Origin of the sequence: Sporosarcina beigongshangi (assembly GCF_033485195.1) — a bacterium.
Lineage (GTDB): Bacteria > Bacillota > Bacilli > Bacillales_A > Planococcaceae > Sporosarcina > Sporosarcina beigongshangi.
This window is the reverse complement of record NZ_JAWLIR010000037.1, coordinates 1-25768: the sequence shown is the minus strand read 5'-3', so window position 1 is coordinate 25768 and position 25768 is coordinate 1. Positions and strand designations below refer to the sequence as shown.

The window sequence follows — 25768 nt, the reverse complement described above, 5'->3', positions numbered from 1 at the left end:
TGCATAAATGATAAAACCACTATACCTTTACATTTGGTGTAGTGGCTTGATTTACTATATTCTTTTCTCTATTCGTAAAATCCAATTCGATAATAATGGAAAATACGTTTTGATATTCATGTGGATTTTAATCGCTACTTCCTCATTATATGTATGTACAGTTAGGTTTCTATCGTTCACCATTTGTAATGCAAGAATCGTTTCTTCATCATCAAATAGCGTTATTTCCCGACAGCTTCGAATGACACCTTTTGGTGAGCCAATATCAATGCCCTCCATATCATACAAATATTGTTTGGCGGCTTTCCAAGATGCCTCAAATGTGAATTCAAATCGTTGAATTAGCGCATCTCGTTCTACATCGTTCGGTTGTTCAATCATAACAAGTTTCTGAAAGGAAGCTAATACTTTTTTGGCAGATACTATTCGTTCTTGTAGTCTTTCCAAACGACTCCCTCACTTTTCACATTTTGAATTAAAGCCGAACTTGCGTCTTCAAGATTAACAATATCTACATTGTATGGAATAATGGATTCTTCAATCCAATCATGTAACTCCAACCACTTAGAAGGGGAAAGCTGATAATAAGATTCCACAGCTATATCGATGTCTGAGCTTTGCTTTTCTTCATTTCTAGCCCATGAACCAAACAAGTATACTTTCACATCTTCATTGAACAAAGTTTGATTGATAATATTTTTCAATTCGTTCAAAATTTGTCCTCGTAACTCCAGATGTGTAGCCATTCTTTTCCTCTCCCTTTTCATTTATCATAGCATAGTTCCTCATTGGAACATCAAAAATCGTCAATCCAACGTACGATTCCCCTTGCACCATAAAACAATAAGCGAAATGGCAAAAATAATAATTCGGGTATCCAAAATACAATATCAAAAAAGAAATCTACTATTGAATAGGGTTCATTATCGTTCTTCCTTTTCTTCTTCCGCCGCAATGTTAACAAAAGATCATCATCGCCTTTCATTTCGAATAAAATGATTTCCAATTCAAGAGCCCAAACAACGTGTTGGAATCCATCCTATCTCTCCGTTAGCTCTCTTAATAAGCGTATAGCCTTCGCATGTGTCATCGACGATAAACACATTCTCCCCTTTTTTTACCGATAAAAAGGTTGTACTTAGGTCATCCTTGCAGTGTGGTTGCTTATCTTCAATAACTAGATATTCGTTTTTGATCCATTGTTGAATACCAAGTTGACTATTTTCGCAAAGTGTAAAGAACTCTTCTTGTTTTATGATTGTCATTTGGTAGTTCGGATAGGTAACGGTTCCAACTCTTTTCGTTGAATCCACATGATCATTTTGCACTATCATTTCATGCGTTAACTCGTCAACATATGTAAATGAATAGGTGTCATTTTCAATAATTAAAGCATTAAGCTGACCCTCTACTTTTATTTGGTTTCCCCCATCTAATGCAATCACATTTTTTTCTAGATCAATTAACGGATTATGTGAACTAATTTGTTTAGCTCTATAATTAACGACTGGCCAATGTCCTACAATGACTGCTTTATTTTCCTGATGCCCTTTTTCATAAAATGCTGGCACAGATAAAGCAAATTGTTCATCCGTTAACTTCCAGTCTTTCCTATTTTCAATTCCTGCATGAATGATAATAAAATCATCAGTTTCAAATGCAATCGGGAGTGCCTCAAGCCAATCCAGTACCTCTGAAAAATGTTGTCTGTAGAAAAGTGCTAACGCTTCTAAGTCAGGGAAATCATCAAGAGATTTGGCATATCGCGAAAGCATCTCATTTAAAACAGAATCCTTTCGTCTGTTCATATATGAAATAATTCCTTCATCTCCACTGTATACATGCCTAAATACAACATCACAATTTCCTTTTGTAATAAAGACATTAGTCGATTTTTCGGACATGCTACGCACATAGTCAATTACTTCTAAACTCGTAGATCCTTTTTCGCACAAATCTCCATTAATGAATAGATAGTCTTCAGGTGTATATTGTAATTTGTCTAGTAATCTCTTAAAAAGCTGTAAATTTGCATGAATATCTGAAATCACAATCGAACGTTTTGTTTTATCTAAATCTAAGTATTTTACTTCAATCAAAAGATCATCCCCTGGGTAGTATTGCAAATTTCTAGGTTAACTATTAGCACTTTCATTTTATCCCATTAATACATAATAAGTCTAACAAAATTGAATATACAGAGTATCCAGTAATCCGAGACACTCGCAACTATGTGTATCTCGCAAAAAATTTCGTGTCTCTAAGTACTTGTTTTCTATCCATTCAAGACTATAATTCAATACATAAGATAAAATTATGAAGAGTGTGGAGATCATATGCGGACTTATAATGAGAGAATCAGTATTTATCACGGAATGGCGTCAACCATTGCATTAAACTTTTCGAATAACTTCTTCCCGATTTTTGCCATTACCATTTTAGGCGCAACAAATTACCAGGTTGGGCTTATCAGCTCCCTTCCCCCACTGATGGCATTGCTTATGACAATTCCGGCTGCTATTTTATTGAACAAAGCGCACGCGCAAAAAAAGCTCGTTGCAATGTCGGTATTGCTCGCGCGTTTGATGTTTTTATTAATTATTACGCTTGTTTATTTACCTTCTGCATCGCTTCAAGCCTGGGCTTTTCTTGTTGTGATTGCCCTGATGAGTATGCCCAATACCGTCGCAAATGTCGGCTGGCAAACGCTGATTGGTGGCTTAGTTAGTGACTCCAGGCGAGGCGCTTTTTTTAGTGATCGCAATAGAATGCTCACAATCGTTGGTCTTATTTCAACGCTGTTGATCGGGATTTTGATGAAGGATGCATCCGACAATGTCATTGCCTATCAAATTTTATTTGCCATTGCATTTTGTTTCGGATTACTAGAAGTCTTTTTATTGATGAAGCATGAGGAAGCGCCATTGAAAGTAGATGAGCCGATTGCAAAAAAGAAAGCGATGGATTGGTCTATTTTTCAGCATTCTCGCTATGTATCCTTTTTAATCGCTGCTCTTTTCTTCAATTTCACGTGGCAAATGGCATGGGGTATTTTTAATATTTACCATGTCCGCATTGTTGGCGCAACGATTTTTTGGATCAGCATGTTTTCCGTAGGGAGTATGCTCATGCAAATTTTGACTTTCCCACTATGGAAGAAATGGGCGGAACAAAGATCCAATATCCAAGTTTTCGTGTGGGCAGCTATTGGTATGGCAACGACACCCTTCTTGACGATATTGTCTACAAACTTGTATTATTTAACACTTGTCCAAACGACTTCAGGCTTTTTCTTATCAGGCACTGTGCTCATATTATTCAATTTACTACTCGAACAATCGCCAGAAGCCACACGGACGTATTGCATTACAACCTATAATGTCTTACTTGCAGTAATGGCTTTTATTGCACCACAAATTGGGATTTGGTTGCTAGAAATGTGGGGTGTTGAAATAGCGATGACCATTAATTCCGGATTACGTTTCCTCAGTGCCGTCCTATTTTTTATTGTATATATTCGATACGCGAGGGATTCTAAAGTGTCGATTAAATTATAGGATTAAGCCGGCTGTACGATATACAATGATGACCATTTTCTTAACTGAATAAACTCATGATGAAATGAAAAAAAGAGCAAGGTCAATTACGACTTTGCTCTTTTTACTTACCATTTATTCCACATCTGTTGATTAACCAAAAAATAACTTAATCAAAAACTAGGTACTCTGTGTAAATTTTTCTTTTTGTCTCGCTCTGGATTGAACGACTTCTATACAATAGCCGTGATATTTTATGTATAGGGATGCGACTACGTCGCACCCCTATACATTTCTTCGGTAATCGTATGGTGGTCGTTCATCCGTCACTCTACAAAAACGCAGATACACAAAGTGCTAATGCTTTTGAGGACGAGGGAACAGAGGGTTTCTTAACTGGAGAGGGCCGCCAAAGATACAATTTTGGCGGCTAAAGCTTTTACCATGGTCTTTTCCACTGTTATTTTAGGTAGTGTCAATTTCTGATAAAACTTGCTAAAAGTAAAGTGAGAATACCTTGTACAACGTGCAAGAGTGCCCGAAATTTTATCTTCGGGCACTTACAGACTCTATAGAAAGTCATCTATTCTTTTCTTCCTAAACAATTGCATTTTCCCCTTAAACAGTGTAGGTACGCGACAGGCAACTATTCACAACAGGATGACCGAAAATAATGTATCTAGAAATGACTTCGTCATTTCTAGATACATTAACCTCCTTGGTAATGATGTCGTGAATAGTTAACCGAGAGCGAACCGGAAGCGATTTAGTGAAAAAAGTGATTTTTAAGCCTTTATTTACCTGTGATTTATGCAAGTAAATAGTTAATCAACAGACATGCATTTATTCAACTCATGAAATAGGTTACTAGTATACCGAGAATGAGTCCAACTAAGATGGCTACACCGTATAATAATACTCGCTTCAATGCTTCATCCTTTCTATTAGCTTTTACCTCTAGTTTATGGATGAAGTTTGAAACATATTCGATACGAGAATGAAGTATACCAGCGTCTCTTTGCTTTTCGAATTGTTATAGACGCTGGCATCCTTCACTATATTTATTTAGTCATCCCATCTAAGCATAGTTCTTATTTTGAAGGGCAATAGATGCCTAATCCAATGTTTAAGATGCAATCCTCAAATCATTCGCTCCAACCGATCCCCAAATTAGTTCTACCCATTCCGGGTGGTCAATGAACGGATTACGGTTTCCTTGCCATTCCTGGATGGCATTATTTCGATTTCGTTCGAATTCATCAACGGGATCCTGCATATGCCATTCTAAAAGAACGGAGAGCTTTCCGTGATAGGGTGCAGAACCGTTGTTGAGCTTTTCATTTAATTCAAGATCTACACTGTCGCCTTGCTCATAGCGTATTGCCATGTAAAACAGGATTCTGGCGACATCGCCTTTCACTCGATCGGGCGGCTCCCAAGAGTTCGCTGTTTTGAAGCATCCGTCACATCCTTTGACAGCACTGCCTCCGTTATCAAAATCCAAGTTTCCTCTGGCGCTATTCACTTGGACATCTGTCGGACGTAGGTGATGGATATCGGTGCCTGGTCCTTTACTTGTGCCGAAGTCACCATGCGATTTTGCCCACGTGTGTTCGCGGTTCCAGTCGCCTACGTTGCCGCCATTACGGGATTTAGAGCGCGAGTCTCCGGAATAAAACAAAATGACATTGTCTGGATTGTTCGGATCTTCATCGGTTTTCTTCAACGCATCCCATACTTCAGCATAGGAAAGTTGCTTGTGATCTGAAATAATTTCATGAAGAGCGGCTTTCAACTGCTGCCCTTCTTTGCCGATTGCATTTTTGTAATAGCCGTCAGCAGGAATTTCTGCTGCTGTTACATTGACAGTGAAGCTTGTTGTGACCGTTTTTTTACCGTCGGTTGCCGTGACACCGACAATGTGGCTTCCTTCTTCAAGCGTAAGTGTCAGAACGCCGGTAGTTGGATGAATCGTGCCCTTTGTCGCGGTGTACGTCAGCTGATCTCCATCCGGATCAGAGAAGTGCTCAGCCAAATGGACTGAGACGGTCTCCCCTTCCTTCACTGTTTTATTCGAGATTGCTTTTGTTACGACAGGTGCTTTGTTTTCCTTTACCGTAGGAACACCGATTCGTTTCCCATTTGAACTGTAAAACTCGATTGCATCCGATTTGGCACCATTGATAAATTCGATTTTTTGAATATTTTCAGCGCCTCGAATTTGAAGCTCATGCGGACCATCAACAATGACATCGCCCATGACGGTGCCTTTCATATCAACGATTAACCCTTTTTTCTTCGGCTGAAGGATTACTTTATTCGTCTTGAAGCCTTCACCGCTTAGTTCCGCATAATCGCCTTTCAACAGAACGCCTTCCGTCAAGTGAGAATTCGCATCCATCTTCACAGCAACAGTCGGTTCAGCAATGTTCAACTTCTTCTTTTGATAATTAACTAAATCATACACTTTTTTCACTGGGATCGGTTCCCAAACGACAGGTGCTTCAAATCCGATTTGGACAAGGACCGGATCATGGTCGCTTGCACGACCAGCCATGTCTGTAAAGTCCGCATTGATATGAAGAATGTCGATTTCCGCTTGATCGACTAAGTGATTGGACACTAATATGTGATCTAACACTTGTGAATTCCCTTGGTACAAATATGTGTAACGATCTGCAGTTTCCACGTGGTTGATCATATTCGTCATGAGATCGCCCTCGTGAATCTTCAAGCTGTCGGAAAACTGGAAGTCGTTGAAGTCACCTACAGAGACGACATTCGCTTCTGGATTTTTCATTTTCACATCTGCAATAAAATCATAGACGATTGCCGCGATTTTATGACGCTGGACCTCACTACCATATACAGGTGGTTGTGTCGAACCGAATAATGGCGTATCGCCTGATTTCGAATTCCAATGGTTCGCAATAACAATCACACTTTCGCCTTGGAAATCGAATTGTGCTGCCAATGGTTTACGGCTACTATTAAATGCCGAATTGTTTGGATCGATACGTCCTGGATTATGTGATAGCTTTCCATTTTCATAACCAACAGCCGTTGTTGCATCTCCTTGCGGGATCCCTTCCGTTAACGTCACGCGTTGCGGATTATACAGGAATCCGACACGGATATTCGCATTCGGCGCTCCGCCGTCTTGATTGTTCACAGGGTCGATATTTACATACTCATAGTGCACACCGCCTGCTTTTACAATTTCAGCAATCAAACGATCATAGCTTTCATTTGCCTTGGAATCGCCAGCATCTTCACCATTATTGTCTTGGACTTCCGTCACACCTACAATATCGGGACTTTGCATATCTTGGGCAAACGCTCTCGCTAACTTACGTGCTTTGTCAGCTGACGAAGACTTTGTATTGTTTGAGAAGTTTTCCAAGTTGTACGAAGCAATCGTCAACTTATCATCCTTTTTAACAATCGTTGTTTTCTCGGGTGTTGCATTGCCTTTTACATGTGCCCTCTGCATTTCATCTAATGACACATAGATTTTATAGTTCTGGAATGAATAACCGACTACTCCTGTAATCGGACCCTTGAATGTATCACCTGTTGCCACCTCGAAATCTCGAGCTGGAGCGTTCGGCTCTAAACGGAACTGCACACGATTCGCATTTTGGTTATCTTGTTCTAGCAATAGACCACCATGCAATGTGTTCGTCCTCGCAGATTCAAGTACTGTAATCAAATCACCATGCTCTTGTGGAGATACAGCCTTCACATTCCCCACTTTGACGCGCATACCTTCTAAGCTCTCCCAAAAATCAATGGCATCGACTTCCGGATTAAATTCACTTAATTTATCACTATCAATATGTTCAGTTGGCACATTATTTTCATCGATGAGGATTGGTTCAGGTAATGTCACGCCTCTCTGAAGGACGGTAACCTTTCCGCCTTGATCATCACGGACATTGATTTGCGTCACCTTCATGTCTGTCTGTTGACGGTCCGCAAAGCCGTCAATGGCATATTCGCTCACTTTCCCCGTGACGGAAACTAAATCCCCCACTTGAATCGGCCAAGCATTTCGCCCACTGTAAAGGATAATCCCTTCCGAGGTATTCGGATTGTCATCGATCAAAGCATCAGGCGTTTGGATATGATAATACGTCGAGCCGCTTAGCGTAAATGAATACGTGACGACCCCTTCGATTCCTTCAATTGTTTGATTGTCAAATGGGGAGGCATGCCCTTCCCCTTGGATATCATGAATTTGAAGACTTTCAGTTATTAAATAAGCAAAAGTTTTCACATCACTTACTTGTCCGTCATTCGTTTTCACAACTGCTTTAAGTGTTGTATCTGCTATGATTTGAATCGACGCTTTGTAAGGTATACCGTTTTCAATTGGATCAGTTCCATCCAATGTGTAGAAAATTTCCGCGTTCGCAGTAGTTGTCGACAAAGTGACTGTCGTGCTACCTACAAACGTTCCGCCTGCTGGATTCGCGGAAACAGGCTGTACAATTGAACTGTCCACTACAATATCTTGCGATGAGCGTGGAATGAGTTGATAATCCTCATCAAATTGCTGCACAATGCCTACAATCGATTCGTATGTGGTACCGACAGCTAATCCAAGTTCATTGTTTTCATCACGGACGATAAATTCTGTTGTGCCGTCAGTCGCTGTGTAATTTGCCCAGCCTGCGCCCGCTTGCACGTCAGTCAATTCAATCCTTTGTGCAACGACGAGTTGGGATTCGTTTTCCTCCGCTACGCCAGCACCCGTTATCACTTTAGCAGATGGTGTGCCTACGTTTTCGGCTTTCTCCACAATCGTAGCACTATCCAATTGAAGCAATCCGCGATAATTGGCTAACGTACCTGTTAGCGTCACTTCATCGCCGATTGTTGCATTCAAACTAGTAGGACGCACCGCAATACCACCAGTAGCATCTTGCACAGAAATCGTATTTTTCAAGGTCGCGGCGACTAGTCCTTTAATTGTAACGGTTTCCCCTAGATTCAACGAACGCGCATCTGCGATTGAAATTACATCCATCGGCTCTTCGGGTACCTCGGGCTCTACAGGCGAACCTTCCATATCGTGAAACCCTAAATAATCAAACGTATCTTTCGGATAAACAATCCACTCAGCATCGCGATTGAAAGCATTATTCGGATTCGAATCGCCCGTGGTAACAGAGCCTTTCCGAACTAAAGTAACATCTGTCCCCCAGTTACTTCTCACCCCGACTTGTCCAAAGGAATCAACCACTTCACCTGACTTCTTCAGAACAATCGCATCATCGCCATTGAAATTAATGACATTGGCGTTTTCCAATTGCCCCTTACTTTTCAGTTCAGCGATTGCATCTCTGTGGTATAAAACATACGTATCTTCACTAGCCAACGTACCCGATAACGCTAATGTAGATGTAGCCGTCGTTGCCCCATTCGCATAGAGCTCCAACGAATATCCGCTTAAATCTAGTGTTGCCCCCGAAGCATTATACAGCTCAAGCGCTTTGTTAAAGCTACTTCCCTCCACATATTCAGAAATCAGTAAGCCCGGGGAGGTTGTCGCTGCCTTAGACTCAGCTGGGAAAGATGGTACAAGTAAACTCGCTACTAAACTAATCGACAAAAAGGTGTTGAAAGGCTTTTTCCATTTTACTTTACGCATTGGATGAATTCTCCTTCCTGATTTTAAATAGCTTTAGTTCAGCAGTAGTAGAGAAAATCGCTCCCCTTCTAGCAATAGATTTTATAAAACAGGATCCTCTATTAATCGTATCACTGCAAATAGATGAAGACTATGAGACTTTTTGTAATATTTCGTAAGTATTTTGTAAATCTTTTGGCATGTTTGTTAAGCAAGGGAAGGATGTCATTAGTTGCAGGAGGTCAGAAAGCAGATGTGATTATTCATCATAAACAAAAAATCAGCCATCTGCGCACATGACTGATTTTGCTCTTCCTTTATTAAATTTGCACAGGTAGATAAAAATATAAAGAGGCTCTTATATTTCAATAATGAGCGGAAGAATCATCGGTCTTCTTTTTGTTCGCGTATACAGAAGTGTTTCAACTGACTTTTTTATATGCTGTTTAAGATTAATTCTTTGGTTTTTACTGGCACCTTGCAACTTGTTAATGGTTGTACTAACTAATTCATTAACCTCACGCAACAAGGCTTCCGAATCACTGCCGTACACGAAACCACGAGTTATTGCATCTGGATCAGAAATGAGCTGGCCATCCGTTTTATTCAACGTAATGACAATCACTAGCATTCCCTCTTCAGATAGCAGTTTTCGATCACGTAATATGATATTTCCAACATCTCCAATACCCATGCCGTCTACGAAAATATTCCCCGATTGGATTTTCCTTGTTTGACGAGCCGCTTGACTCGTAATATCAACGACATCCCCATTATTTATAATGAAAATATTTTCACTTTGCACACCAACAGATTCGGCTAATAGACGATGCTGATACAGCATTCTAAATTCACCGTGAATGGGAATGAAATATTTCGGTTTCATGAGGGTTAACATAAGCTTCAGTTCTTCCTGACAGGCATGCCCTGAAACATGCATACCTGTAACTGCTCCTGATCCATAAATCACTTTGGCTCCGAGGGAAAATAAATTATCGATGATGCGTGCCACACTTTTTTCATTCCCTGGAATTGGTGAGGAGGCGAATATGACTGTATCTTCAGGATGGACTTCTACCTCCCGAAAATTTGAACTCGACAATCGAGATAGAGCAGCCATTGGCTCTCCTTGACTTCCCGTGCAAAGTATCGCAACCTTCTCCGGGTCCATCCCCTTAATTTCATTCTTCTCGATTAACATCCCTTCTGGAATCTTCAAATAGCCGAGTTCCGATGCAACCACGACGACATTCACCATACTGCGACCAAGTAAGGCCAACTTACGATTTGTTTTTTGTGCAGCATCTACGATTTGCTGGACACGATGGACGTTCGAAGCGAAAGTGGAAATGAATATTTTGCGACTCGCTTGTCGGAAGGCTTCTTCAATATGTCCACCAACAAGGCGTTCAGACGGATTAAAACCCGGACGCTCCGCATTGGTGCTCTCCGATAATAACAGTAATACTCCCTTATGACCGATTTCAGCCATTTTATGAATATCCGGATAATCATTATTCACTGGTGTTAAATCGAATTTAAAATCACCAGTATGGACAACTACTCCCTCAGGTGTATGAAATACAATGCCTAGACAATCAGGAATACTATGATTTGTTTTGAAAAATGTTACTCCCACCATTCCAAAATCCAAATCAGAATCAGCAGTTATTAGGACTAGCTCGGTTGTCCTTAGAAGACCATGCTCCTTTAGACGAAGCTGAATTAAACCTAAAGTTAATCGCGTCGCATAAACCGGTATATTTATTTGTTTTAATAAGTATGGAATACCTCCAATATGATCCTCATGTCCATGCGTAACGATTAATCCTCGAATTTTATCTTTATTTTGTAGTAAATACGAAATATCCTGGATAATCAAATCGATTCCCAACAGACTTTCGTCAGGAAACTTAGATCCACAGTCGATCACCACAATATCGTCCTCATACTGTAAAACATACATATTCTTGCCGATTTCATTAATACCACCTAATGCAAAAACGGATAATGTATTGTCAGTTTTAGTCAACTATAAAATCCCCCTACTTTGAAATAATACTCAAAGTATGCCCGTAAAGGATTTTTTTATGAAATTGAATTTGAAAAGGAATTAACACATTCCGTATATGTGTTAATTCCTTTTCAAATATCGTTTGTTATTCATGTGCTACAACTATTTCTAAATCTCCTTCAAGCTCATAGCTCTTAATCATCGCAGGTAAAATAAAGTTATCCCCTTTTTTTAGTGGGAATGAACGGCCGTCAATAGTGATTTCTCCCGTACCATTCACGATACTCACTAACAAATAATCCGCTTGCAATGGGGTCACTACCTTACCCTTCAACTTCCAATCGTAGACAGTAAAATACTGTTCTTTTACTAGCCGTGTAATGACTAAATCATCCATGCTCTCTTCAATTTTTTCGGGTGCTTGAGAAATATGTGGATAATTGGTCACTTCAATCGCAGGCTGAATATGTAGCCCACGCACGTGTCCCTCAGCATCCTTCCGGTCATAATCATAGACGCGGTAGGTAATATCTGAGCTTTGTTGGATTTCTAGAATAACAATCCCCTTACCAATCGCATGAATCGTTCCACTTGGAACATAAAAGAAATCTCCTTTTTTCACGGGAACGCTTTTGAGTAAATCAGTCCACTCCCCTGCATCTACGCGACTCTTAAAATCTTCTTGCGTGTCGGCACGATGGCCAAAAATAATTTCACTGTCTGGCTCACAATCTAACACATACCAGCATTCCGTCTTGCCATACGGTTCATTTTCTACTTTTCTAGCATACGCATCGTTCGGGTGAACTTGTACAGACAAATTATCATTTGCATCCAATATTTTCACTAATAAGGGAAAGTCACCATCCGTCATTTCTTTACCAAATAATGATGGGTGTTCTTGCCATGCCTGCGCTAAGTTTTGCCCCTGTAACGGACCATTGAGGATCATAGATGGACCATTTTTATGAGCTGAAATCACCCACGCCTCACCCGTTAATTCATTTGGAATGGCATAGCCAAACAATGTTTGCAGTTTATCTCCACCCCAAATACGTTCTTGAAATACTGGTTTTAAAAAAATGGGTTCTTGATACATCTTGAATTCCTCCATTTATTTTATAATGTCAATAAAATGCTTTAAGATCCTAGCGGTTAACCCCCAGATGGTATACTGCTCATAGTCAAAAAACCACTCTTCCATGCCAATGCTTCTCCATTGATACTGGGCACCATTTGCGATTTTATCGAAAGGAAAGTTCGATGCGGGCGTTGCTTGAACAGCAACGACATGCATATACGGTTCATAATTCAAAAGCCATTGAATCGGTACAGTAAATACCTCTTCCACTTCTTCAGTGTTGTAAGAATGAATAATCTCACTGTAGTCAATGGTTGCTACAAATGGGTACACAACAAATGCAGGCGAAGCAATATACGGACTTAATTGTCTAATGACTGTAACCGTTTTTGGATCGACACCTAACTCTTCATGCGTTTCTCGCAATGCCGCCGCCAATGGTGTTGGGTCTGCGACGTCGATTCGACCGCCCGGAAAACTAATATCCCCTGGCTGTCTTCGCATCGTGAATGAACGAACTTCGAAAAGGACATGCCATTCTCCATCTACTTGCACTAATGGGATGATCACAGCCGAACGAAAGGCTGTTTCCTCCCCAATAAAATGAAATTGATTTTCTTTTAACTGCTTCAGTTTATCTAGGAACACAGAAATCCCCTCACTTTAACGGTTGTACTCCTATTATCCTATCACTTAACTGATAGATGAAGAAAGGATTATTATTATTACTATTTCTATCACCACTCGAGTGAATCAATTTCATAATTACTTATTTCATATAAAGAGTCGAACAATTTAAATTATTTGTCAATTCATTGTTCATCAATGTAACGGGCTACTATCGTTGATTGAAGCGAAAGGTGGCGACTCCTGCGAAAGCCGTTACGTAGAACGGCTTTTGCGAACAAAAGCGAAGCGTTGAGAGTAGGATGCCTTAATTTCCGCAAAGAACGCAGAAATACGGCAAATCGAACCCGACGCTGTTCGATTGGCTGAAGCCGTGCCCGCGGAAAGTGTCCACCTGAAGCGGAAATCAACATTGTTCGGATTTTATGTTAAATAGTTCTATTATGAAATTGATTCGAGCCAATGCTTATTTTTAGATGTAAACATAAAATCGCTTTAAGGATTTATAATACCTACCAATTTCGCGGACGTTGTGTATTGCAAGACAGCCATTTATACTATATTTTAGTACTATTTTTAAATTGTTGGGAGGTGGAAGTATGAAACTAGGGGCGTTTTCGATAAGTCTTAGTGTAAAAGATATTCACAAATCAAAATTATTTTATGAAGACCTAGGATTCCAAATTTTCGGAGGCGATATTAACCAGAACTGGCTTATTATGAAGAATGAGAGTTCCATAATTGGACTATTCCAAGGCATGTTTGATAAGAACATTCTGACCTTTAATCCAGGATGGGATGAAAATGCTAAAAACCTCGATTCGTTTACCGACATTCGAGAACTACAAAAACATCTTAAGGAAAAAGGTGTGAAAATGTTAACTGAAGCGGATGAGTCAGGCGAAGGGCCTGCGAGTTTTACAATTGAAGATCCAGATGGTAATCCCATTCTTGTAGACCAACATATATAAAAAGTATCGTTCTTTTCATAGCATTTCAATGGATCCCCTACCTGAAAATAAAATTAGGCCACCGAACACCCATAAAATATGGTGTCAGGTAGCCTACTTTTATTTAGGATTCATTCAAACTGACGTAAAAATGCTATAAGATCTTGATGATTCTCTGGCGTGACACCGTGGCCGTCATTGTACGACTTAAAGGTCACATTCGCATCTAGCGATTCGAAGTATTCCTTACTTTCTCTTCCCCAATGCGGCGGAATAATATAATCATACTCCCCGTGCGAAATAAAGATGTTCAAGTGATCGACTGGCTGCTTCGCATAATCGATCTTCACAAAGTCTGGTATATAGCCACTAAGCGCTACAACGCCACGAATCATATTGTCCATCGTTAACGCTAAAGACTGCGCAAGTATTGCTCCCTGACTAAATCCAAGCAAGTAAACACGTTTCTCATCAAGCTCAAATTCCTCAATCGCCTCATGAATAAAGGATTGGATATACGTAAGCACTTCATCAAATACAGGTCGAATTGGTTTACCTACCTCTTCAATCGTAAAATAAGAATAACCCGGTTTCGATACAATAGGACCACGCAAACTAAATATATGGTGGCTATCTTTAAAATCTTGGACAAGCTGTGGCAAATCCTCTTCGTTACTCCCCATGCCATGTAATAAGAAAATAGCTGGTTGTTTTCCAGACCCCGCCGTTGGTGCTGTATGTGTGAATGTAAATGGTGATTTCACCAGAAACACATCCTCTCCCATTAAAGTATGTCCATTTTATCATGAAATGAAGATATCTGGCTCTACTAACACTCCAATTAGATAGGAGTATTGAAATGTATAGTTACTTTCTGCAAGTATTACTATGAACAAGAATTTTAAAATTGAATCTGCAAATGTTTTAGTATTAAAAGCGAAGCGTCAGCTACATGAGTTAGCCTTTGACTGCTCCACCGGTCAAACCTGCGATAATGAAGCGCTGCATGATTAGTGCAATGACGAGTACAGGTAATGTGATGATGACAGATGCAGCCATTAAACCTCCCCAGTTGATTTCGGAATAGGAAAGGAAGTTAAATACCGCAATGGGTAGCGTTTTGGTTTTTTCTCCCGCAAGAATTAGCGAGAACATAAAATTATTCCACGAAAAAATAAAAGCCAGAATGGAGGACGTAATCATTCCAGGACCAGAAATGGGTAAAATCACGCGAAGAAAGGCGCCCGTAGTCGTACAACCATCGATTCTCGCTGATTCTTCCAGTTCCCCTGGCATACTTTCGAAGAAAGGGATCATTACCCAAATAATGAATGGCATCGTTACGAGCGTATGACTAAGCGTCAGCGCTGTATATGTATCGATGAGTTCTAGTCTTGAAAAAATGATAAACCAAGGAATCAAGAACGAAATTCCTGGAACAATTCGAGCAATCAAAATCAACAAACCCAGTCCATTTTGTTTATATTTTGCAATGGCATAGGCGGCCGGTAATCCAAGTAACAGACCTAAAAAGGTAGATGCCACCGCTATCAGAAACGAGTTAACGATGAAATCCATGAACGCGTATTTGGTAAATACGCTTATATAGTTATCAAAGTTTGGCGTAAAACCGAAGAGATTGGATGTATCCAAAATCTGTTGTTGGGTTTTAAAAGAAGCCAAAATCATCCAAAGAAAAGGCAAGATGAAGAGGATTAGAATGACGTAAATTGCTATATTCGTGGAAATCAATTTCATCGTGATTTTCTTCCGTTTATTCATAATGAAGCACCTGCCTTTTTACGTAAGGAGATCACCAAAATACTAAGAGAGAGAACAATCGCAAAAAATACCATCAATAAAGCGGATGCCTTCCCAATTTGGAAATATTGAAACCCTAACACATACCCGTAAATATTCAGCGTTTGGGATGAAGTACCTGGCCCTCCTTGCGTCGTCGCATAGATAATATCAAAGGTTTTCAATGCATCAATTAAACGAAGCAGTACAGCTGAGTAAATGGCGGGCTTCAAAAGTGGTAGCGTGATGTTCCAAAAAACCTGAAAGCTGCTGGCCCCATCCACAATGGCCGCTTCATAAGGGTCTTTAGGCAAGGAAACTAGACCTGCAAGGACAATGAGGGCAATCATCGGCGTCCATTCCCATACATCAATCAAGATTAAGGACGGAATCACAAGGTCAGGGGATGCAAGCCATTCCTGTGCCGGCAAACCGAGCGCCTGCAAAAAGATGTTCGCAACGCCAACATTGGGTTCATAAATCAAGACCCAAACTAAGCCAACAGCCACTGGGGTGGCAATCATCGGGAGTAGAAAAAGCGTCTTGACAAGTCCTTTACCGATAATATGTTTGTTCATCAATAGAGCTAGGAGAATCCCGAGCACCGTCTGCACCCCGACAGCAACAACGGTAAAATAAAACGTAATCCAAAGCGACTCACGAAACAGCTCGTCTTTAAAAAGTGACGTATAGTTTCCGAGTGCGACCCATAAAGGAGGCGTAATATTCGACATGCTCCATTCATGGAAGCTTAGCCAAAACGTGTAACCTATCGGAAAAATCATCATCAAGCCAACAAATAAAATCGCTGGCAAAGGGTAGATCCATTTCACGTTCTTGTCAATCCAGTACAACATTCAACTTCCCCCTTTCTTCGAAAGTCTATGTGGTAGATAAAAAGAGGAGGATGACTTTCAATTGGCAAGAAAGGAAAGATCCTTTGCCAATCGAAAATCATCTTCCACGTTGCAATTATTCTTTGTCTAAAATGGCTTGGAACGTCGCATTGGACTTCTCTGCAGCAGCTTTCACATCTTTACCTTCAATCGCTGCATTGATGACATCACCAATCGCATCGCGTGCTTCTCCTACATTAATGATGGCAGGACGATCATACGGCACCCCGTGCTTGTTGTTTTCAACTATCGCTTCCGTCAGGTCTTCCGGAAAATGGGCAACACCTTCCGGCATTTCCCAAACCGATGTCAAAGCTCCTGTGATTCCATCGGCTTGAAGATTCATCACGACGTCTTTACTTGTAACCCAATTCACAAACTGCCATGCCGCATCCTTCTTTTCAGAGTTGGCACCAATGGCGATAGCCCAAGCTGGTGGGGCTGCCACTTTATTTCCCGCGGGACCGGCTGGGAATGGGGCAAAACCAACTTGATCGGCTACTCCTGACTTCGAAGGATCCGTTGCATTCGTATAAAGAGCAGATGCATCTGTATAGAAAACAGCTTTTCCTTGCGTAAAGACAGCCATCGCTTCTGGCCAGCTCATATTTAATGTTCCTGGAGGACCATAATCTTTTAACAGCCCACCGTAATATTCAAAGGCTTGGATTGCTTCAGGTGTATTCAAAGTCGCTTGTCCATCCTTCATGAAATCAGCGCCATGGCTGTAAAGGAAGCTTGAGAACTGCGTGACCGCCGGAGAACGTTTCCCGCGTGCGACAAATCCATATAATCCGTTTTGAGGATCACTCAATTTTTCCGCCTGTTCTTTCAATTCATCCAACGTCTTTGGTGGTTGAAGACCTGCCTTTTCTAGGATGTCTTTACGGTAATATAAAACCGTCGATTCAGTTATAACTGGAAGCCCATATAGATTATCCCCATTTTTCACACTGCCAAGAGCAGACGGAACAAAATCATCCGTGGAATTCCCCTCTTGAGCAACATAGTCATTCAAAGAGGCAAAATACCCGTTTTTCTCAAACTGCTTCCCGTCTTGCAGCGGTCGGAACAGGACGACGTCTATACTCTTTGCGTTTGCCGCAAACTCAACAGAAGTCTTTTGGGAAAGCTGATCTTCGAAATAACTGTCTACTTTCACCGTAATGCCCGTTTCCTTTTCAAAATCAGGTAGTAGTGGCATAATGGCCTCAGTCCATGGATGATTGGCTGCAACCAATCTAATCGTTTGAGGCGCATTCTCAGGTGACTTTTCTCCAGCAGTCACTTCGTCTTCTTTTTGGTCACCACTACAAGCCGCAAGAACTGTGCTTAGCCCTATCAATGTCACTAACGAGAAACCGAGCTTTTGAAAACAACTCCATTTTTTCTTCATCATAATCCTCCTCACTATTTTTATAGGTAGACCTTTTCTTAAGACCCCCTTTCTAGCTTGACCACTTTTTAAAGATTGGTTTCCGAGAGGACGTCTGTCCAACATTCCTTTTTAGATACTATGTGTATCATTCATCAATTAGAATTCCTCACACCTTTTCGGTCCACTTGCTACGAACGGTAGCAGTCACTCAAACTTGCACGTTACTCAAAACAAACGAGGCTATTCCAATTTTTAAAAGATTATAGAATTCTCTGCATCATAAGTAGGCTAACTGTCGTCCTATAAGTAAGAACCTATGAAAAGCGAGTGAATGATATGAAAAAGAAGATAGTCATTGCTGGTGGAACGGGCTTTATCGGACAGTATTTTGAGGAGAAGTTTACGGATTTAGGCTACGAGGCCATTATCATTTCAAGGCAGCCACGGCATCTTTCTTGGACGGATCGAACAAGTATTGTAGATGCTTTGGAAGGTGCAGAAATGCTCATCAATCTTGCCGGCAAGTCCGTCAACTGTCGCTACAACGAGAAAAATAAGAAAGAAATACTTGATTCCAGAACAGAGACGACTCACATCCTTGGGCAGGCATTAGTAGCCTGCAAAAATCCACCCTCTTTATGGATTAATTCGAGTACAGCTACGATTTACCGGCATGCAGAAGATCGTCCCATGTCAGAAGTGAGTGGAGAGATTGGGACAGGCTTCTCAGTTGATGTGGCGAAAGCATGGGAGGAAGCCTTATTTACTTTCGACCTGCCTCAGACAAGGACAGTCGCCTTAAGAATGGCCATCGTACTCGGCGAGGACGGCGGAGTGATGGAGCCTTACCGCAACCTTGTGCGATTCGGGCTTGGTGGTGTACAAGGATCAGGAAAGCAAATGTTCAGCTGGATTCATGTAGAAGATGTATTTCGCATCATTCTTTTCCTTCAAGAAAATAAACAGTTGAATGGAGTATTCAATTGCTCCGCTCCTCAGCCTATTTCGAATCGGGAATTCATGGCACAGCTACGAAAATCGATGGATCGCAGAATTGGCCTCCCCTCACCAAAATGGATGCTTGAAATGGGCGCGGTCTTCATGCGAACCGAAACAGAATTGATTTTAAAAAGTCGTTGGGTTGTTCCGGAAAGATTAGAAAAGCACGGTTTTAAGTTTACGTTTAGCACAATCGAGGAAGCGCTTCGAGATATAGTAAAAAGCTAGGAGCAGAGAGTATTATTGCGCTCTACTCTTCACAATGATGACAAGTGAATAAACTTATGTCGGTTATTCGAAGTATATACATTGACAGGACACCATTTAGTGACGTATTATAAAGACACTAAATGGTGTCTTATTTGCGAGGAGGGAGGTTATGAGCGAGACAAAACAAGAGCGTGATGTGTATGCAGCCATCGCCGACCCAACAAGACGTAAATTGCTACGTTTGTTGGCAGATGCAGGGGAATTACCTTTATATGAATTAACTCCCCAATTTGAAATGGGGCGTACTGCAGTTTCTAAACACTTGGCTATCCTTAAAGAAGCTGGTCTGGTTAGCGTCCGAAAGGTTGGAAGGGAAACAAGGTATCGAATAAATGCGGCTCCCTTGCAAGAAATTAAAGACTGGGTATCCTTTTACGAGAATTTTTGGATGGAAAAAGTGTCACATTTAAAAAAATTATTATCGGAGGAATAGACAATGGCAGACGTAACATTAGATTTTCAATTTAAAAGTTCAGTTGAGCAAGTGTGGAAGGCATTAACGGATTCAGATATGCTAGCAAAATGGATATGGACAAATGACTTTAAACCAGTAGTCGGAGAAAAATTCCAATTCCGTTCTGAGCCAAATGAATGGTGGGATGGAATCGTTAATGGTGAAGTACTCGAAATAGAGGAGCCTCATCTATTATCTTACACTTGGGCAAGTGCTGGGGAAACCACTACGATTACATGGACATTGAAAACAGGTGCAGATGGTGCTACACATTTGTATTTTGAACAAACTGGCTTCAGTGAGGAAACGAAAGCAGCTAAAGGAGCTATTGAGGGAGCCAAATATAGTTGGATGAATTTTGGTAAGCAGCTTAAAGAAATGCTAGAACAATAACTTCATCTACGAATGAGGTTAAAAGTGTAAATTAGGCAACGTTAAACAGATAACTAAATGTCTTTATTGCCAATTAGTAATCTGTTTTTCGATAGAAGGAGAATAGGATCATGAGCTTTATTCAAGATGCATTAGCCATATTCAAAAAGAGAGAATTGGTATTTTTAGAAAGCAATAAAGAGTCTGAAGATGTCTATTCTTTTCTATTTGAAAAAGAGAAGGACTTAACCTGGAAAGCAGGTCAACATGGTTTGTTTACGATTACCCATAAGAAAATTAAAAACCCTATACGACCATTCACAATAGCATCTGCTCCCACCGAGAACATGATTAGACTAACCATGCGTATTCATGAACAACCAAGTGATTTTAAAAAAGCTATGTTGGAATTAAAACAAGGGATGCACGTGAAAATGAGTGGGCCAGTAGGCGGCTTTTTTCTTAAAGACGACAGCCCTTCACTTCTGATTGCAGGCGGAATTGGGATTACACCATTTCGGTCGATCATAAAACAATTAGAGGCAGAACAGAATGAACGAGATAATAAAATCCATTTGCTTTATTTAGATAGCCATAACTTATTTACATTTAAAGATGAACTTGAAGGAATGGCCGACAGTACTTCAATAGATATAACTTATCTTGAATCAAAGGATGAATTACATCAGGAGATAGCCAAATTTTCAAGCTCATACAAAAATAGTGGTAACTATTATATTGCGGGACCGAAGTCAATGGTGGATGCAGTTTCTACTCACCTACAAAATAATAATATTCCCAAAAAAAATATCAAAAAGGATGCCTTTTTTGGGTATTAACAAAAAAAATTCCGCAATCTGGCATGATTGTCGGAAATCATAAGCCTAAGTCCTCGTTCAAACTACAGAGGGATTAGGCTTTTTTTAGTCTTTGTAAGGATCAAGCTCATTTGCACCAGCCATACAAACACCCACTGGCTTCAGGACGTGTAAAATATCAATCGTTTCTTTATGTGCATCCAGCACAGTTTGTAGTTTTCGGTACACAAATGGACTTTCGTCCGTCCCTCCCCCACGCAGTATGACACCAAATTCTTTCACTGCATCATCCATCTGCTGCTGGGATATTGCCCCGCCAGAGCGAGTACGCTTTTTCCAATTCATCTTCCCGGCTGCCTGCGTACGACTCATGATCCGGCCTGCACCATGAACTGTACTGTAAAATGCCTGTTCATTGTCTTGACAATCTTTCCCTTGCACGATTACCGAAATATCCCCCATACTCCCGCCGATAAAACCTAACTGTCCTGGTGCAGATGGCGTTGCTCCCTTCCGAACAACGACCGTTTCTTTCCCTTGGTGCATCTCTTTCCATGCATAGTTATGGTGATTATGCACTTCAAACAGTGCTTTAGCACGTAGCGTATGAAGAACTTGTTCGATGACATAATCCCTTCCTGCATAAGCATATTTTCCGGCCAATGTCATCGCTCGATAATACATATCGCCTAGCTCACTATCCAAATCAATTAATGTCGGCGCCTGTTCCATCGATTCACCAGGGGCACGGTCTGAAAATCCACGATTATTAGCTACATTTAAAAAGCCGCTCGCTGTCTTGTGGCCAAATCCCCTGCTGCCGAAATGGTTGGCAATCCATAGATCACCTGTCTGTTCTTCGACAAGAAGGTCGACGTAGTGATTACCGGAGCCAACAGTCCCTAACTGATCGATTGCCAGCTTTTTTAGAATATCATGCTCCTGCTTACCAATCTGACTAAAAACATTCCAGTCCGGATCATCAAACAACTCATGATCTATCCGTTTCTTATTCTTTCGACCAATACCAAAAGAGATCTTACCTGCAATTTCATCCATCACACTTGGAAGAATATTTTTAATCTCTTCGTACTTAATATTCGTTCTGACAGCTTTATTTCCACAAGCAATGTCATAACCGACGCCCGATGGAGATATTTGTCCATCGTATACAATGACTCCGCCTACTGGCTGACTATACCCGTAATGTCCATCAGCACATAGCACGCCACCTATGACATTTCCACTTTCCAAACAATTTTGAAACTGCCGAAGTGTATTTTCCTCGTGATCTCCAAACACCACTGTTTGCATGACTTCATTCCTCCAATCATTTGAGCACTCAGCATCTTTGGCTTAAATTTTCTATTATTCAAGTATATAACAGTTTTAGACTATATACACCTGTTACCTTTGACAAAATATGTTTATTCTTTTGCAAGGAATATAATAGCAAAGAAACGTATAGCTCATGTCACTCGTACATGGGTTCTTTACTACTCACTCCTTCAACAATGTAAGCGGCGAGACTTGCACCATAGTTTGAATAAGAAATGATTTGACCTAGAGGAAATACTTGCTGAATATCAGCTGCTTCTAGTACTTCTCTTATTGTAAATAAAAAGGAGCAAACTAACCTTTTAAAGTTTAACATTCTCGAATGGTACAATATCTATTAGGGATTGGAGGTGAAAAGTTTCTGAATTAAAAAATAGTTCGATTGATAACAAGAGCAGACAAATGTAGTTAGATTTGTCTGCTCGTTGTTTGTAAATAGAGGGTAAGTGTCGGTAATTTTATGCGTAGCTTCATGCATGTAGTGAGGAGCTTGATAGTCAGATGAGATGCATTGATTTCATTCGACTATCACTAGAGTAGGGTGCCATAAGCTACCCCTTTCAAAAACCGTGATTAGCGCTCCTTCAAACGCGGGGTAGCCTTCAATTCCTGAATCGTCTGCGCACCGATTCCGAACATCGACATTCGGAGCTCCATCTCCCTAATTTTCATCACTTCAAGGACATCTTCCGGACTTTGGGTCGCTTCTTTCAAAATAGATCGTCCGAACCCAACCAGGTCGGCACCTAACGCAATCGCTTTAGCACCATCTAGCCCAGTCCCCATCCCACCGCTCGCTATCAGAGGACGGTTTCCAATCTTTCCACGGACCAATCTAATTGATTCTGCCGTTGGAATTCCCCAATCGCTAAATGCTTCGGCGGCAATACGCCGAATCGGGTCTTTGGCGCGGAACTTTTCTACCTGGCTCCAAGAAGTACCTCCCGCTCCAGCGACGTCGATAAACGCAACACCTGCCTCAGTTAACTTCTCAGCTGTCTCGCCATCGATACCCCAGCCGACTTCCTTGACTCCGACCGGAACCTTCAACGTGCTACACAATTGCTCAATTTTCTTGAGTAACCCTTTAAAATTCGTATCTCCGTTTTCCTGAATCACTTCTTGAATGCTGTTCAAATGAAGAACAAGCATATCCGCCTCGGTTTTCTCGATAATTTTCCTGCATTCTTCAATACCGTATCCGTAATTGAACTGAACGGCACCAAGGTTTGCAATGATTGGAACACTCGGTGCGTATTTCCTCATCAAGAAAGAGTCAGCATGTCCATCGCTGTCAAGCAGCGCCCGAGTGGACCCGAGCGCCAGCGCCCAGCCCCTTTCTTCTGCAGCTAAAGCCAGGTTCCTGTTAATGGTCTCGGCAAGGGCCGTCCCACCCGTCATCGAACTGATGAGGTACGGCGTTTTGCTTTCAAAACCGAGGAATGTTGTTTCAATAGAGATTTCATCAAAAGCAATTTCCGGGAGCGCATTGTGGACGAACGTAAACGACTCCAAACCTGTAGAAATCGACTCCCCTGTTACTTTTTCATTCAACGTAATTTGAATATGTTCAGATTTTCTTTGCTCAATTGAATTGGTCAATGCTTATACCTGCCTTTATCATCAAAATTCTTACAGATTTTTCTGCTCTATGTTGTAGACGGCAGATTGCAACATAAAAAAGCCCATTAGCTCCACATGGCGAAAATTAATGGAGTCGTACTTCTTCCACCGTTTGTTCTACCTCTGCACGTGTCATTTTTTCGCGCCCTTCTTTCAACGCTTTTAACGTTTTATGAGCAAGGGCAAGCGGTAAACGACAGAATAATAGAATGCTTTTCTTATTGAGTGACTTCATATATTCATCTGCTTTTGCCAAGTTTTCATCAGCATATTCGAACAGCTCTGCACGACTCCATCCATCAGGCACGAAGCTCACACCACGCTCGTCCAAATCTTCCTTTTCATTGCGCAAAATGTTTACCGCCTGAAGCCCACGACCATAGCCGATGGCAAGTTCACGGTCGGTTTTCGCTTCACCATAATGCTCCCAAAGGTCCGAAAGCATAACCCCAACAAGTCCCGCAACGTAATATGTATAGTCATCCAAATCTTCACGTGTATGGATTTCCCAGTTTGCTTTTGCCCATTTAGCCATGCCAAATGACATTTCACTAGCTGCATTCATCACAATTGGTAAGGAAGCTTTCGGACAAGCTTGCAGCCATTCTTCTAGACGAAGTGTAACTTCAGGCATTAGATCTTTAACCTGTCCAAGGACTCTTACATACGCTTCATTATCAAAGGGCTGTTTAAATAATTCGCTTACTTGCATTAAAATCGTGTATTTCACATCATTGTCCAACTCTTCAAGATCCTCAATTTCATCAATTGCTCGAAATACTAAATATGCAGATGCAACCGAATACTGTAACTCCTTCTGCAAAAAAGTAATCGGAATATAAAATGTACGACTCGTCTCTTTTAGCATACGCATTGCATCTTTTGGAAATCTACTCATTCTACTTCTGTACCTCCTGTTTAAAACTGCTATGCTTATTATCGTAACTCAATTTTCAAAAAAATACACGGAAAAAGATGCTCGGGACTAATATAATTAATCGTCCTTAGCAAATGTGTTCTAGTACTTAGCCAATTATAAAAACCCCAGCATCCATTTCTGAACACTAGGGCCTTAAGCTATTCAAATGTTTCCATACCACCAGCCGTCAATTCCGCCGGCTTCGCCACCTTATCTACACTGCGAACTTCTGCAAATCGGGTGGATAGTCGTACTTCTTCAGCAGTATCGTGTAAGGCTAGGGCATATTAGAGGGTTGTGCTAGGTCCTATCACCTTTAGACAAGTTTAAAACAGATTCATTTGCTCTGATACAGTCTCCAACCCATCTGTGGTCACATATCCCATCAATTTATAACCTGATACGCGCTTGCTATACATCCCCTTCAAAACAGGTACGTTATCGTCTACATAATCATACACCTGGACTTCCTGCTTTTGATCGTGGTTTCGGTGCAAACGACCGACATATTGTTGCAAAGTTCCCTTCCATGAAATTGGCATAGTTAAAAATAATGTATCTAGTCGGGCATCGTCAAACCCTTCACCAATGTATTTTCCAGTAGCAATGATGAGCCTCTCTTCACTATCTGGAATCAAATTTAGCCGTTCAAACTCTTTTTTTCGCTCTTTTTTCGTCATGTTTCCAGCTAGCACAATGATATTTTTGGCGAATCCATGAAACAGCTGTTTCAATAATTCCAAGTGCTCCAGACGCTCAGTTAAAATAATCGGAGAACGTCCGTCTTCCAATGCATTTAGAACATCATCAAAAATTTGGCTATTCCTCTTTACATCCAATGCCATTTCCTCATAAATTTCATGGAACTCTGTTTTCTTCGTCACAAAATCCGTTTCTCTCTTGATTAACCGATGACCAAACGGACGTATTTTCGCCTGCGATTTAGCATCGATTGTTGAACGAATTGGACCACATTGCATCGTAATAATTGGGTGTAACCCATCTTTTCGTTTCGGTGTAGCTGTTAATCCCAATACATGATTAGCCCCCAAAAAGCC

The 25768-nt window shown here is 40.9% G+C and carries 21 protein-coding genes; 6 read left to right on the top strand and 15 right to left on the bottom strand.

Annotation, left to right across the window (positions count from 1 at the left end):
* Positions 1–54 precede the first annotated feature (54 nt).
* From R2B77_RS14800 to R2B77_RS14790, 3 genes are all read right to left on the bottom strand, one after another.
* Positions 55–447 (bottom strand): HI0074 family nucleotidyltransferase substrate-binding subunit, encoded by a 393-nt coding sequence (locus R2B77_RS14800; RefSeq protein WP_203248914.1) that lies wholly within the window; start codon positions 445–447, stop codon positions 55–57.
* Positions 423–746 carry a nucleotidyltransferase family protein gene (locus R2B77_RS14795; RefSeq protein WP_203248915.1) on the bottom strand — a complete coding sequence of 108 codons (324 nt, stop codon included), beginning with the start codon at positions 744–746 and terminating at the stop codon, positions 423–425. The genes R2B77_RS14800 and R2B77_RS14795 overlap by 25 nt, the downstream gene beginning before the upstream one ends.
* Positions 747–1007: 261 nt before the next feature.
* Positions 1008–2099 (bottom strand): metallophosphoesterase, encoded by a 1092-nt coding sequence (locus R2B77_RS14790; protein ID WP_203248916.1) that lies wholly within the window; start codon positions 2097–2099, stop codon positions 1008–1010.
* A gap of 237 nt (positions 2100–2336) precedes the next feature.
* Here R2B77_RS14790 and R2B77_RS14785 point away from each other — a divergent pair, with 237 nt between their 5' ends.
* Positions 2337–3557 carry an MFS transporter gene (locus tag R2B77_RS14785; RefSeq protein WP_203248917.1) on the top strand — a complete coding sequence of 407 codons (1221 nt, stop codon included), beginning with the start codon at positions 2337–2339 and terminating at the stop codon, positions 3555–3557.
* 1105 nt (positions 3558–4662) lie between these two features.
* Here R2B77_RS14785 and R2B77_RS14780 read toward each other — a convergent pair.
* The 4 genes from R2B77_RS14780 to R2B77_RS14765 all read right to left on the bottom strand — a co-directional run bounded on the left by R2B77_RS14780 (position 4663) and on the right by R2B77_RS14765 (position 12914).
* Positions 4663–9192, bottom strand: coding sequence for an endonuclease (locus tag R2B77_RS14780; protein ID WP_203248918.1), 4530 nt, complete (start codon positions 9190–9192; stop codon positions 4663–4665).
* Positions 9193–9529: 337 nt separating this feature from the next.
* Entirely contained in the window at positions 9530–11203 is a 1674-nt protein-coding gene (locus R2B77_RS14775) for a ribonuclease J (protein WP_212391862.1), read from the bottom strand.
* Positions 11204–11330: 127 nt separating this feature from the next.
* Entirely contained in the window at positions 11331–12284 is a 954-nt protein-coding gene (gene manA, locus R2B77_RS14770) for a mannose-6-phosphate isomerase, class I (RefSeq protein WP_203248919.1), read from the bottom strand.
* A 15-nt stretch (positions 12285–12299) separates the two neighbouring features.
* Positions 12300–12914 carry an NUDIX hydrolase gene (locus R2B77_RS14765; RefSeq protein ID WP_203248920.1) on the bottom strand — a complete coding sequence of 205 codons (615 nt, stop codon included), beginning with the start codon at positions 12912–12914 and terminating at the stop codon, positions 12300–12302.
* A gap of 578 nt (positions 12915–13492) precedes the next feature.
* Between R2B77_RS14765 and R2B77_RS14760 the strand changes: the two genes are divergently transcribed.
* Entirely contained in the window at positions 13493–13864 is a 372-nt protein-coding gene (locus R2B77_RS14760) for a VOC family protein (protein ID WP_203248921.1), read from the top strand.
* A gap of 110 nt (positions 13865–13974) precedes the next feature.
* Here the strand turns inward: R2B77_RS14760 and R2B77_RS14755 are convergent, their stop codons facing one another.
* From R2B77_RS14755 to R2B77_RS14740, 4 genes are all read right to left on the bottom strand, one after another.
* Entirely contained in the window at positions 13975–14607 is a 633-nt protein-coding gene (locus R2B77_RS14755) for an alpha/beta hydrolase (protein ID WP_203248922.1), read from the bottom strand.
* A gap of 193 nt (positions 14608–14800) precedes the next feature.
* Positions 14801–15625 (bottom strand): carbohydrate ABC transporter permease, encoded by an 825-nt coding sequence (locus R2B77_RS14750; protein WP_203248923.1) that lies wholly within the window; start codon positions 15623–15625, stop codon positions 14801–14803.
* Complete coding sequence (locus tag R2B77_RS14745; protein WP_203248924.1) at positions 15622–16500, bottom strand: carbohydrate ABC transporter permease; 879 nt, start codon at positions 16498–16500, stop codon at positions 15622–15624. Before R2B77_RS14745 ends, R2B77_RS14750 begins: the two co-directional genes overlap by 4 nt.
* Before the next feature lie 115 nt (positions 16501–16615).
* Complete coding sequence (locus tag R2B77_RS14740; protein ID WP_203248925.1) at positions 16616–17935, bottom strand: ABC transporter substrate-binding protein; 1320 nt, start codon at positions 17933–17935, stop codon at positions 16616–16618.
* Positions 17936–18253: 318 nt separating this feature from the next.
* Here R2B77_RS14740 and R2B77_RS14735 point away from each other — a divergent pair, with 318 nt between their 5' ends.
* The 4 genes from R2B77_RS14735 (at position 18254) to R2B77_RS14720 (ending at position 20851) form a co-directional block, all read left to right on the top strand.
* Positions 18254–19144: a TIGR01777 family oxidoreductase gene (locus R2B77_RS14735; protein ID WP_203248926.1), complete on the top strand. Its 891-nt coding sequence runs from the start codon at positions 18254–18256 to the stop codon at positions 19142–19144.
* A gap of 151 nt (positions 19145–19295) precedes the next feature.
* Positions 19296–19619: an ArsR/SmtB family transcription factor gene (locus R2B77_RS14730; protein ID WP_203248927.1), complete on the top strand. Its 324-nt coding sequence runs from the start codon at positions 19296–19298 to the stop codon at positions 19617–19619.
* 3 nt (positions 19620–19622) lie between these two features.
* Positions 19623–20033, top strand: a complete 411-nt coding sequence (locus R2B77_RS14725) for an SRPBCC family protein (protein WP_203248928.1) — start codon at positions 19623–19625, stop codon at positions 20031–20033.
* 110 nt (positions 20034–20143) lie between these two features.
* A complete protein-coding gene (locus R2B77_RS14720) occupies positions 20144–20851 on the top strand; it encodes an FAD-dependent oxidoreductase (protein WP_203248929.1) in 708 nt (235 codons plus the stop codon).
* 84 nt (positions 20852–20935) lie between these two features.
* Here the strand turns inward: R2B77_RS14720 and R2B77_RS14715 are convergent, their stop codons facing one another.
* The 4 genes from R2B77_RS14715 to R2B77_RS14700 all read right to left on the bottom strand — a co-directional run.
* Complete coding sequence (locus R2B77_RS14715) at positions 20936–22144, bottom strand: RtcB family protein (protein WP_203248930.1); 1209 nt, start codon at positions 22142–22144, stop codon at positions 20936–20938.
* Between the two features lie 597 nt (positions 22145–22741).
* Positions 22742–23770, bottom strand: coding sequence for a type 2 isopentenyl-diphosphate Delta-isomerase (fni, locus tag R2B77_RS14710; protein WP_203248931.1), 1029 nt, complete (start codon positions 23768–23770; stop codon positions 22742–22744).
* A 106-nt stretch (positions 23771–23876) separates the two neighbouring features.
* Complete coding sequence (locus tag R2B77_RS14705) at positions 23877–24689, bottom strand: squalene/phytoene synthase family protein (protein ID WP_203248932.1); 813 nt, start codon at positions 24687–24689, stop codon at positions 23877–23879.
* A 347-nt stretch (positions 24690–25036) separates the two neighbouring features.
* Positions 25037–25768, bottom strand: a 732-nt coding sequence (locus tag R2B77_RS14700; protein ID WP_322555741.1) for a DEAD/DEAH box helicase, incomplete at its 5' end; no start/stop codon positions are given.